General features: G+C 52.0%; 8 protein-coding genes and 1 pseudogene. 1 reads left to right on the top strand and 8 read right to left on the bottom strand.

Going from position 1 to position 11,708, the window contains the following annotated elements:
* The 4 genes and pseudogenes from T491_RS0114485 to T491_RS0114465 all read right to left on the bottom strand — a co-directional run.
* Positions 1-228 (bottom strand): annotated as a pseudogene (locus T491_RS0114485) (IS5/IS1182 family transposase); the annotation flags it as partial.
* Between the two features lie 147 nt (positions 229-375).
* Positions 376-2,016: a glutamine-hydrolyzing GMP synthase gene (guaA, locus tag T491_RS0114480; protein ID WP_369699762.1), complete on the bottom strand. Its 1,641-nt coding sequence runs from the start codon at positions 2,014-2,016 to the stop codon at positions 376-378.
* Between the two features lie 6 nt (positions 2,017-2,022).
* Positions 2,023-2,754, bottom strand: a complete 732-nt coding sequence (locus T491_RS0114475) for a nucleotidyltransferase family protein (protein WP_028904520.1) — start codon at positions 2,752-2,754, stop codon at positions 2,023-2,025.
* A 103-nt stretch (positions 2,755-2,857) separates the two neighbouring features.
* Positions 2,858-5,809 (bottom strand): TonB-dependent receptor, encoded by a 2,952-nt coding sequence (locus T491_RS0114465; RefSeq protein ID WP_028904519.1) that lies wholly within the window; start codon positions 5,807-5,809, stop codon positions 2,858-2,860.
* A 155-nt stretch (positions 5,810-5,964) separates the two neighbouring features.
* Between T491_RS0114465 and aroB the strand changes: the two genes are divergently transcribed.
* Positions 5,965-7,014, top strand: coding sequence for a 3-dehydroquinate synthase (gene aroB, locus T491_RS0114455; RefSeq protein WP_028904518.1), 1,050 nt, complete (start codon positions 5,965-5,967; stop codon positions 7,012-7,014).
* Positions 7,015-7,150: 136 nt separating this feature from the next.
* Here aroB and T491_RS0114450 read toward each other — a convergent pair whose 3' ends face one another.
* The 4 genes from T491_RS0114450 to menD are packed head-to-tail and all read right to left on the bottom strand — an operon-like array spanning position 7,151 to position 11,686.
* Complete coding sequence (locus tag T491_RS0114450) at positions 7,151-8,107, bottom strand: AMP-binding protein (protein ID WP_028904517.1); 957 nt, start codon at positions 8,105-8,107, stop codon at positions 7,151-7,153.
* Positions 8,095-9,129, bottom strand: a complete 1,035-nt coding sequence (gene menC, locus T491_RS0114445) for an o-succinylbenzoate synthase (RefSeq protein WP_028904516.1) — start codon at positions 9,127-9,129, stop codon at positions 8,095-8,097. Before menC ends, T491_RS0114450 begins: the two co-directional genes overlap by 13 nt.
* A gap of 45 nt (positions 9,130-9,174) precedes the next feature.
* A complete protein-coding gene (gene menB / locus T491_RS0114440) occupies positions 9,175-10,026 on the bottom strand; it encodes a 1,4-dihydroxy-2-naphthoyl-CoA synthase (RefSeq protein ID WP_028904515.1) in 852 nt (283 codons plus the stop codon).
* The gene (gene menD / locus T491_RS0114435) at positions 9,995-11,686 is read right to left on the bottom strand and encodes a 2-succinyl-5-enolpyruvyl-6-hydroxy-3-cyclohexene-1-carboxylic-acid synthase (RefSeq protein WP_028904514.1); all 1,692 of its coding nucleotides are present in this window, start codon (positions 11,684-11,686) and stop codon (positions 9,995-9,997) included. Before menD ends, menB begins: the two co-directional genes overlap by 32 nt.
* Between the last annotated feature and the right edge of the window lie 22 nt (positions 11,687-11,708).

The following is an 11,708-nucleotide window of genomic DNA, read 5'->3' as shown; positions in this document are numbered from 1 at the left end:
CACGTCGGAGATATCATAGATGACCTTAAGGAGCAGGTACTTGAACATGCGGATAGGAGACTCTGCCATACGACCATTGTCTGGACAGTATTTGTCTAACAACTCTTGATAGACAAAAGAAAAATCAACGAGCCCGTTGATACGTCTCAGAAGATTGTCTTGTGGGACAACTATGTCGTACAAGGCACTATACTCACTCAATACTAACTCTTGTTGTTGCGACAGCATAAGCACTCTCTTTTATGCTGTAAAGGTACAAAAAAATCTGCACATAGCCAAATGTTTTACTGACTATGTGCAGACTGTAATTGTTAAAAAGTGCCTAATAGGACTTTTTCAGTGCCCTCCAAACAGGCGAGGTTTTTCTTTTTATGCTTACTCCCACTCGATGGTTGCGGGTGGTTTTGAAGAGATATCGTAGCAAACGCGGTTCACCCCACGCACCTTGTTGATAATCTCGTTACTTACCTTAGCCATGAACTCGTAAGGCAGATGTGCCCAGTCGGCAGTCATCGCATCGGTACTGGTGACAGCACGCAGGGCTACGGGATGCTCGTAGGTACGCTCATCGCCCATCACGCCCACACTGCGAACAGTAGAGAGCAGGATGGCACCTGCCTGCCAGATCTGATCGTAGAGCGAAACCTCGATCTCTCCGTCCTTCATGTCGGCAGGGATACCTGCAGCGAGCACCTTGCGGGCCTCCTCGCCACTCAGCTTCACCTTGAACTCACGCAGACCGCGGATATAGATATCGTCGGCATCCTGCAGGATACGCACTTTTTCGCGCGTGATATCGCCCAGGATACGAACAGCCAGACCAGGACCAGGGAAAGGATGACGGGTGATGAGATGCTCGGGCATACCCATCTGGCGACCTACACGGCGCACCTCGTCCTTGAACAGCCACTTCAGCGGCTCACAGAGCTGCAGGTGCATCTCCTTGGGCAGTCCGCCTACGTTGTGGTGGCTCTTGATAACCTTACCTGTGATATTCAGACTCTCGATACGGTCAGGGTAGATAGTGCCCTGTGCCAGCCACTTGGCATCGGTAATCTTCTTGGCCTCGGCATTGAACACCTCGACAAAGTCGCGACCAATGATCTTACGCTTCTGCTCAGGATCGGTAACACCTGCCAGATCGCCAAAGAACTTCTCGCTGGCATCGACACCAATCACGTTCAGACCCAGCACCTTGTAGTCCTCCATCACCTGGGTGAACTCGTCCTTACGCAGCATGCCGTGATCAACGAAGATACAGGTGAGGCGGTTGCCAATGGCCTTGTTGAGCAATACAGCGGCTACTGAAGAATCGACACCGCCTGAGAGGCCGAGGATGACACGATCGTTGCCTAACTGCTCCTTGAGCTCGGCTACAGTAGAATCAACAAACGAGGCGGCACTCCACTCCTGCTTCGAGCCACAGATATCGACTACGAAGTTCTGCAGCAGCTGCTTGCCCTGCAGGGTGTGGAACACCTCGGGATGGAACTGTACAGCCCATACACCATCGCGCCAGAATGCAGCATTCTTAACGTCCTTAGTAGAACCAATAACCTCGAAACCTTCGGGGATTGAGGTGATGGTGTCGCCATGGCTCATCCATACCTGAGAGTGCTGCTCGAAACCTTTGAACAGAGGGTTCGTGGTGTCGACAGTCTCAAGGTTGGCACGTCCATACTCGCGAGAGTCGGCCTTTTCGACCTTACCACCCAGGGTGTGACTGATGAACTGAGCACCATAGCAGATACCCAGCACTGGCACACGACCTACAAACTGCAACAGGTCGACCTTGAAAGCCTCAGGATCGTGTACCGAGTAGGGTGAGCCACTCAGAATAACACCAATCACCGAGGGGTCGTCCTTCGGGAATTTGTTGTAGGGCATAATCTCGCAGAAGGTGTCCAGCTCGCGCACACGGCGGCCGATAAGCTGCGTGGTCTGCGAACCGAAATCGAGAATAATAATCTTCTGTGTCATACTTATATTAATAATTGAACATTGACCATTGAACATTGACCATTATAAGCCGTCAATGAAAGCTTCGGCTTGATCGAGGGTGTCGAGCTTGCCTACGTCCATCAACCGCAGATCCTTGGCCTCGTAGCCACGAATGAGGTGGGTGCCGCAGGCCTTCAGGTAGAAGTCCATGATGGGGAAACGATCAGGCCATTCTGCCAACAGAGGCGCCAACGAAGGATGGAACACGTGAATGCCGGAGAAAGCGAGCTTTCTACATTGAACTTGGAGCTTTGAACTTTGAACTTGGGCTATAGGGCCTTTGAGTTCGCCTGTTTCGATGTTGGTCCAGCCATGCAGGCGCATCTCGTCGTCGAAGAGCAGATAGCGCTTGGTCGGGCGCTCGCTCACTACGAGCAGGGGCGCATCCATGGGCAGGGCATTCAAGTCGAGATTGCTCAGGATATCCACATTATGGATGAGGATAGGCTCAGACGGATCGAACAGCGGCAGCGCCTTCTTGATGCCACCACCCGTTTCGAGCAGCATGCTGCTCTCATCGCTGATACGGATATCGAGACCAAAGTTATGGTTTGCTTGCAGATAGTCAACAATCTGCTGGGCGAAGTGGTGTACATTGACCACAATGCGCTCATAACCAGCCAGTTTCAGCTTCTGCACTACGTGCCAAAGGAGCGGCTCGCTGCCCACCCTCACCAGTGCCTTGGGCATGGTGTCGGTAAGTGGCTTGAGTCTGGTACCAAGCCCTGCTGCAAATATCATTGCTTGCTTCATGCGGCGCGCTATGCTTTATTTGGGTTGCAAAGGTAGCACTTTTTTCGCACATAAAAAAGAAATTGCCCCAAAATATTTTTTGGAGCAATTCTTTCTATAGTAGTTAGAACATGCGTGGACCGCCAAAGCCTCCGCCACGTGGACCGCCGCCAAAGCCGCCACGACGACCACCGCCGAATCCACCACGACCAGGACCACCAGGGCCGCCGAATCCACCCTGACGACCAGCCTTGCCGCCAAACAGGTTCAGACGGTAGATGACGTGCAGCATGGCATAGCTGGTAACAGCGTTGTACTCGGTATCGCTACGCTGCATGGCCGATACGGTGCTCGAAATGGTCGACTGCTGGCGCAGGATATCATAGAGCTGCAGCGAGAGCGTGAGGGGCTTGCCCTTGAGGAAGCTCTGCGATACCTGGGCATTCCAGATCAGCTCGTTGGTATTCATCGAGGTATCGTAGTAACCACGACGGCTCTGCATATTCATGTTGGTAGTGAGCGAGGTGCCCCAAGGAGCAGTCACGCCAATCATACCACCATACGAGAACTGCCAGGTGTCGAGGTTATTGCTGCCCTGCAGCTCGCTGCGGTTGCGGTTGTAGTTTACCGAGCCGTTGAGCTCAATCTCGAACCAGTCGTTACGATAGCTGGCGGCCAAACGCTCCATCAGCGTCTGCGACTTGGTGACTGCCTTGGCATCGCTGGTACCATCGTTCACGAATCCTACGTTATGGCGATAGCCCAGATTGGTGAAGGTGTTCACATTGAAATAGCCGGCTGAGTCGATAGCAGTATTAAACATGAAGCCCACGTTGGCATTCCAGTTGCCATTGATATTCTCAGGTCTTGACGTACGGCTACCATCGCTATTCAGCGTTACCTTGTTGGTAATCGAGTTGGCAGTGGTCGAGAAGTTGACGAAAGTCATCACAGCGCGCTGGTGATTCTGGATATAGTCGTTGTAGAACAAGTTGAAGTTCTGGGTGAACGAAGGCTTCAGACCAGGGTTACCCTTGGTCTTGTTCAGAGGGTCGCTGTTGTCCTCGAAATCCAGCAGGTCGCTCATCGAGGGCTGACTGGTGTTGGCACGATAGGTGAAGCGCAGCTGGCTTACCTGCGAGCGCTTCCAGCGGAAGTCCATCGTAGGTGCAAAGTTGGTCACCACGCGTGTGGTATCGGTATGCTTACCTAAGTAGTCCTGAGTGAAGTGCGACTTCTGTGGCACCATCTGCACACCCACATTGAAGGTATAGGCATTACGCACAATGCGCAGCATCACCTCGGCTGTGTGGATGTAGTTCTGATACTCTGAATAGCGACTCTGATCGGGATCGCGGTACTTATCGAGCGACTTTGGACTACCATACTGCGCCAGATAGCTGTCCCATGAGCGATAGCCTCCTGCCCACACAGCACCAGGAACAAGATCCTCAGGATCGCTGAAATCATAGGTACCACGATCGCTCTTCTGATAGCGGTACTGATACTGGTAGCTGAACTGCAGATAGGTGCGAGGCAGGATAGGCTCGCTGTAAGTGAGGCGGGCGCTGTAGTTCCAGTTCTTGGTAGGCGTAATCGAATAGCGGTTGATGACTTCGTCGCTGGTCTTGATACCCAACTCGTAGTAGTTCAGCAGGCTGTTCGAGGCCGACTTGCTCATGCCATCGCTCCAGCCAGCAGACATGCGCAAGGTAATGTTACGACCAGAGTTGTTCAAGCGACGGTTCAACTGCAACATACCGTTCAGATTCTTCGAGTCGCTATATGAAACACTGTTTTGGGTACGATCATTCTTCAGGATATCCTTCAGGGCATCCAACTGGTCGAGCGGACTGGTAATCTTAGAATCGTTGTACGGATTGTCGTTGAACGAAGCCTCACGACTGCTGTTGTCGCCATCGTTAGAGTTGTAGCGGAACGAGGGACGGAACATGATGTTGGTCATCGAGTCAGGGGTCCACTCAATACGCATACGGGCATCCCAGTTGTTAGAACGAGAGTAATTCTGCGAGCGGTTGTTGCCGAACTGCGAGTTGGTAGCGCTGAACATGGTCTCGCTGGTGCGCTTTGAGAACGCATCGCCATCGCTGTGATTCCAGCGCACGCTTCCATCGAGAATCAGCTTATCCTTCTTCTCGTAGTTCATGTTCACACCAGTCATCTTGTTGGCAGTAAGGCCTTGGCGTCCTCCACCCCAACGGCCTCCACCGCCACCACCTGGGAAACCCATATCATTGGTATTATTTGCATTGGTCATCATAAACACCTTCATGTCGTTCTGCATGATACCACCGAACACACGGCCTGCATAGCGATGCTCAGTACCTGCAGCGATATCGGCATTCACCATCACACCCTTGTTCATACCCTGCTTGATGCCGAAGTCGAGCACAGTCTCTTCCTCGCCATCCTCGATGCCGCTCACACGCGCCAGGTCGCTCTTCTGATCGTAGGCCTTGATGCGGTCGATGATATTGGTGGGCAGGTTCTTCAGGGCAGTCTTGGTGTCGCCCACCATGAACTCCTTACCATCCACCAGAATCTTCTTCACCTCCTTACCATTCATCTTGATGGTACCATCGTCGCTCACCTCGGCACCAGGCAGGCGCTTCACCAGCTCCTCAACGACAGAGCCCTCTGGGGTACGGAAGGCAGCAGCATTATATACAAAGGTATCAGCCTTCAGAGTAACCTTCGATGCACGGGCAGTAACGGTAGCGCCCTTCAGCATGATGGCATCAGGAGCCAGGGTGATGGTGCCGGCATTGTAGCCCTTGCCATCCTTCAGTGTAAACTTCTTGGTGTAGGTCTTAAAGCCCACGTACGTGATCTTTAAGGTATAGGTACCATCGTTAGGGGCAGTCATACGGAAAGCACCATCGGTATTGGTTACCGCATTGGCCACCACCTTCTCGCCTGAGAGAATAGAGGCAGTGGCCTGTATTACTGCGTCCTGTGTTTCCTGTTCAACCACTTTACCTGAAACCATGCGTTGCGCATGTACTGAGAGAACCGTCATCGTTACGGTCATCATGAAAACTAATAATCTTCTCATCGTCACTTTTTGAATATTTTTTTAAACTTTGATGCATGTTCAAAAAAAAAGTTTAATACCAACACTACTTTTTTTGTGAATTTTGATAAGATTTCAAAAAATAATGTTATCTTTGCACACATGAAAATTAAAATTTTCAACTTGGCGACCAAAAAATGAGCCCACAAAAAGTTATCATATCTGACCAGTTGGACAGAGCGCTCGCAGAAGCCATCTCTGAGTGCGACCACGACGTGACCTTCGTCCTGGCCGACCAGACAACGGCTGACTGCTGCCTGCCTGTGGTCGAGACATTCGACTGTCTGAAAGGTGCTAAGCGCATTGTGATTGAAGCTACCGACACCCATAAGAACCTCGACTCGCTGAGCCATGTATGGCAGGCACTGAGCGAGGGCGGCGCCACACGTCACACCTTATTAATAAATATAGGCGGCGGCATGGTGACCGACTTAGGTGGTTTTGCAGCCTCAACATTCAAGCGCGGCATTAACTATATCAATATACCCACCACCCTGCTGTCGATGGTCGACGCCTCGGTGGGTGGCAAAACGGGTATCAACTTCCTTGGTCTGAAAAACGAGATTGGCGTGTTCAACAATGCCAGCAGCGTGATTCTGGACACAGAGTTCCTGAAAACCCTCGACACAGAGAACATGCTGTCGGGCTATGCCGAGATGCTGAAGCACGGCCTCATCTCCAACGAGCAGATGCTGGGCGAGCTGCTGGCTTTCGACATTGAGCAGCCCAATCTGGCACAGCTGAAGCGCATGGTGGCCGATTCGGTTGCCGTCAAGCAGCGCATCGTCATCGAGGACCCCACAGAGAAAGGCATCCGCAAGGCGCTGAACTTAGGCCATACCGCTGGTCACGCCTTCGAGTCGTTCGCCCTGCAGCATACACCCGTACTCCATGGCTATGCGGTGGCTTGGGGCCTGATCGTGGAGCTCTACCTGAGCGTTGTCAAGACAGGATTCCCAACGGACAAGATGCGCCAGACGGTGCGTTTCATCCTGGACCACTACGGCAAGATGAACATCACGTGCGATGACTACCCCACCCTGTTGGAGCTCATGACGCACGACAAGAAGAATATCGCAGGCATCATCAACTTCACGCTGTTAGGCGGTGTAGGCAATATCCTCATCAACCAGACAGCCACGAAGGAGGAAATCTATGAGGCTTTCGATTTCTATCGAGAAGGTTAGCTGATGTTATCCATAATAATTAAATATTGTCAAAACCAATTTAACTTAATAGACCTAATCATATTACTAACTAATTCCGAAATAGGACTGCTCGCGAGAGTAGTCCTATTTCACCTGTCAGCTTTTATATGTTCTCTTATTTTCCGGCTATTAAGTCCTCAATCTTTTTGCGGGCAGGCTTGCCTGTCTCTGTCAGGGGTATCTGGTCGATATGCAGATACACCTTAGGCTGATGGTATTTGGGCAGATGCTGTTCGCAGACAGCGCGCAACTCGTCAGTCGAGCCTTCTGTCAACAAGACCACCACCTCGCCAAACTTCTCATCCTTACGTTTACTGATTATATAAGGTACGCGCACGTAAGGTTTCAGCGTACGCTCCACCTCCTCCATCTGGATTTTGATGCCACCAGAACAGATCACATTATCCTTGCGCCCACGGATACGGAAACGGCCATCGGGCTGCAGTTCCACGATATCATTCGTGATGAGTGTCTGGGCACAGACCTCAGGGGCGTCGATCACCAGACAGCCCTCATCGGTAGTACTCAACTTTACGGTGGGGAAAGGGATGTACCACTCTGAGGCCTCTGGTCCGCTGATGCGGCGCAAGGCTATGTGCGAGAGCGTCTCCGTCATGCCATAGGTGCTCCACACGGCATGGGGAAAGGTACGCAGTTCGGCCTCCATCGCCTCGTCGATGGCGCCACCACCTATAATCAAGTGGCGGATAGCCATCAATCGCTCCTTCTCCTCAGGCACCTGCAGCGAGTTATACACCTGCATGGGCACCATCGCCGCAAAGTTCAAAGTTCCAAGTTCCAAGTTCAAAGGATGGCCACTGGGAGGCACTTCGATTAACCTGAGGTCACGCTCGATGGAGCGCACCACCATCATCTTGCCTGCTATATAGTCGGTACTCATACAGAGCAGGGCTGTATCGCCAGGCTTCAATCCTAAGAAGTCACAAGTAATCCGCGCAGAATTCAGCATCCTGCGCTTCTCCACCAGCATCCGTTTCGGCTCCCCCGTACTCCCCGAGGTCTTCACCTCCACATACGCCGAATCATTATTCCACTCGTCTATGAACGCCATAACTGATCGCCACGTATCTCGAGTGGCATATCGATATTATCAGTGAACAACTGACCAGTGCCTAAGCCTTGCGGCATGGTGATGTGGTCGCTATACACACTCGAAGCAAACTGGGCGATGGCATTCAGGCCGATGTTACTCTCAAGGGCTGAGGTGATCCACGAGCCGACACCCAAATCGCGAGCAATGTCAATCCACTCCCAGCATCCCATCATACCACCATGTAGCGAGGGCTTCAGGATGATATAGCGTGGTTTGATCATATTCAGCATATGACGTTTCATCTCAGGATCGTTCACACCTATCAGCTCCTCATCGAGGGCGATAGGCAGTGGCGACTCTCTGCAGAGTTCAGCCATATTCGCCCACTGACCCTGTCGGATAGGCTGCTCAATGGAATGGATGTTATACTGCGAGAGCAGTTCGAGCTTATACAGCGCCTCGTCGAACGAGAAACCGCCATTGGCATCCACTCGCAGCTCCACCTCGTGATGCGAGAAATGCTCACGGATGCGTTTCACCAAGTCGAACTCCTTATTAAAGTCGATGGCGCCAATCTTCAGTTTCACGCAACGGAAGCCCAACTTCAACTTCTCCTCCAGTCGCTGGAGCATCTCCTCGTAGTTGCCCATCCACACCAGTCCATTAATGGGGATACCCACCTCGCCACGCGAGAAAGCGGTATCGAAGAGTGTCTCACCCGCCAGTCCCTGCTTCGCGGCTTGCAGCGAGAGAAAAGCCGTTTCTATGCCAAACAGCATCGATGGATAGTCGCGCAAGGTCTCATAGTCGATCTCGCCAGTCTGACAGACGTGTTCGCAAGCGAGCGACAGCAGCACCTCGTAGCGCTCATCCACCATCGCATCGCAACTCAGATCAGGCAATGGTGCACACTCGCCCACCCCCTGCTGATCGCCATCATGCAGATGAACCAGCCAGATCTTGCGCGTTAAATAAACCCCACGGGAAGTCCCCGCGGGTTGTTTAAAATGAAGCACACGCTTCTCCACTTTGAACTCCATTTCCAATTATTTAATTCTTACACTTTTTTGATTTTTACATTCTTCCTACGGAAGCTTCGGATATTTCTTGAAGTCGGGTTTGCGCTTTTCGAGGAAGGCCTTGCCACCCTCCTGCGCCTCGTCAAGGAAATAATACAGCATGGTAGCATCGCCAGCCAACTCCTGGATACCAGCCTGACCATCCAACTCGGCATTCAGCCCTGCCTTGATCATACGCAGTGCCAATGGCGAACGCTCCATCATGATCTCAGCCCACTCCACACACTCGTCTTCCAAACGCTCGATAGGCACCACCTTGTTCACCATGCCCATCTCCTCGGCCTCCTTGGCAGAGTACTGACGACACAGGAACCATATCTCACGCGCCTTCTTCTGACCCACGATACGAGCCAGGTACGAAGAGCCGAAACCAGCATCGAACGAGCCCACTTTAGGACCAGTCTGACCAAAGATGGCATTCTCAGAGGCAATGGTCAGGTCGCACACCAGGTGCAGCACGTGTCCGCCACCAATGGCATAGCCGTTCACCATCGCAATGACAGGCTTAGGCAGGCGACGAATCTGCATCTGCACATCGAGCACACTCAGACGGGGTATGCCCTCTTCATCCACATAGCCACCACGACCCTTTACGTGCATGTCGCCACCACTGCAGAACGCATGCTTCACATCAGCTAGGGTCTTACCCTCGGGCACCTCGCTCATAGCACCTGTGAGCAGTACCACACTGATGTCCTGCATCTCGCGGCACATAGCGAACGCCTGACTCAGCTCCCAAGTGGTCTTGGGCGTAAAAGCGTTACGATAGCGCGCACGATTGATGGTGATCTTCGCAATACCGTTATATTCCTCAAATAAAATCTCCTCAAAGTTTCTGATCGTTTGCCAGTTTCTCATTTTTCAAAATTTGATAATATGTTTTTATTACACGCTCATCCTCTGCCGCATCGGTAAAGATCTCCAACAGCACAGGACGGGTAGATTTCTTATTCAGTAACGAGTCGATGCCTTGCTGCATCTCCTCCAAATTGGTGGCCTTCATATAGCGGACATTGTTCTGTTTACAGATGCCCTGGGCAGTGGTCTGATGCTCTGCAGCCACAAACTTATCACGCACAGGACTATTCTCCAAGCCCTTCAGCAGATTAAAGATGCCACCCTTGCCATTATTCAGCACAACAATACGCAGGTTGCCATTCAGGTTCTGGTTCCACAGGGCGTTCTGGTCGTAGAAGAAACTCAGGTCGCCAAGCACGCACAGCACCTTCTCATCGCCTGTCACAATCGAGCAGCCAGCAGCTGTCGACAGCGAGCCATCGATACCATTCACGCCACGGTTACAGAACACATAGTGCTTGGCAAAGAGGTTGGCCAGACGGATAGGACTGCTGTTGCCATAGTGGATATAGCGGTAGATAGCCTTACCCAGTTTATCCTCCAGATACTTCACAGCTGCCATCTGCGAGTACTCAGGCTGGAACTTCATAGCGCGATAGGCTGCCAGACGGGTGGCCTGATCCCAGCGCGCCTTGAAGGTGGCAGTAGAGCTGATGGCCTTGAACTTGATAGCGTTCACCAAGTCCTCGATCACCTCGGCAGGACTACCCTCGATGACACCATACAACTGCATCGAGGTATCGTGGATGCTGCCATCCTCAGTCACAGCCCAGATATGCACATCGTTCAGGCCGCGCAGCCATTTCTTGAAGCGCTTGCTCACCAGCGTATCGCCTAAGTAGAGTACAAAGTCGGGCTGGTAGGCAGGATTATCGCCCAGCACATGAATCACCTCATCGAAGTTGGTACCACCCTTGCCCACACTCAGCGACTCGTGAACCACTACAGCACACTGCGAGAGCATGAACAGCTCCTGCGGAATCAGATCTTCTGTCGACAGCTGTCCGATGACCACCATCGGCTTCTTGGCAGCCGCAAACTGACTAGCACACTCCAAAGAGATCAGCGACTGGTTGCAGCGTGGTGTCAGCAGGTGGATCATACGCTCCTGCGGCAGCTCCTCAACGGTATATTCGAACAGGGGCTCAGAGATTGGCACGTTGATGTGTACAGGTCCGCAACCATGATGACGCGTCTCGTTCAGAGCCTCGTTCACCAAGCGGTTACAATACCAGTGCATCTCGTCGTTATCCACCTCAGGCAGGTTCACTGCCTTCTTCACGAATCTACCCAGCGCATCAGCCTGAGGGAGCGTCTGTCCATCCAACTGATCAATCCATTGGGCAGGACGATCGGCAGAGATGACAATCAATGGCATGTGCTGATAATAAGCCTCAGCCACTGCTGGTGCCAAGTTCAGCAAGGCTGTACCACTGGTGACACAGACAGCCACAGGACGGTGAATCACTTGTGCCATACCCAAGGCATAGAATCCTGCACTGCGTTCATCAGTCACAGGATAGCACTCAATCTCAGGACACTCGTTCAGGTTGTGCACAATAGCCGAGTTACGACTACCTGGGCATACGACGGCGTATCTCACGCCATGAGCAACCAGAAGACTGGTCAGAATGTTTACATTTTCCTTACTGCTATACATACTATATCGTTTTTTATTTTTC

Source organism: Prevotella sp. P6B4, from assembly GCF_000619985.1.
Taxonomy (GTDB): domain Bacteria; phylum Bacteroidota; class Bacteroidia; order Bacteroidales; family Bacteroidaceae; genus Prevotella.
The sequence above is the reverse complement of the archived record's forward strand: the minus strand, read 5'-3'. Positions and strand labels throughout refer to the sequence as shown.

Excerpts from the sequence above, each read along its gene's own strand:
- guaA (WP_369699762.1), bottom strand. The coding sequence starts at position 2,016 with ATGTTCAATGGTCAATGTTCAATTATTAATATAAGTATGACACAGAAG.
- T491_RS0114475 (WP_028904520.1), bottom strand. The coding sequence starts at position 2,754 with ATGAAGCAAGCAATGATATTTGCAGCAGGGCTTGGTACCAGACTCAAG.
- T491_RS0114465 (WP_028904519.1), bottom strand. The coding sequence starts at position 5,809 with ATGAGAAGATTATTAGTTTTCATGATGACCGTAACGATGACGGTTCTC.
- aroB (WP_028904518.1), top strand. The coding sequence starts at position 5,965 with ATGAGCCCACAAAAAGTTATCATATCTGACCAGTTGGACAGAGCGCTC.
- T491_RS0114450 (WP_028904517.1), bottom strand. The coding sequence starts at position 8,107 with ATGGCGTTCATAGACGAGTGGAATAATGATTCGGCGTATGTGGAGGTG.
- menC (WP_028904516.1), bottom strand. The coding sequence starts at position 9,129 with ATGGAGTTCAAAGTGGAGAAGCGTGTGCTTCATTTTAAACAACCCGCG.
- menB (WP_028904515.1), bottom strand. The coding sequence starts at position 10,026 with ATGAGAAACTGGCAAACGATCAGAAACTTTGAGGAGATTTTATTTGAG.
- menD (WP_028904514.1), bottom strand. The coding sequence starts at position 11,686 with ATGTATAGCAGTAAGGAAAATGTAAACATTCTGACCAGTCTTCTGGTT.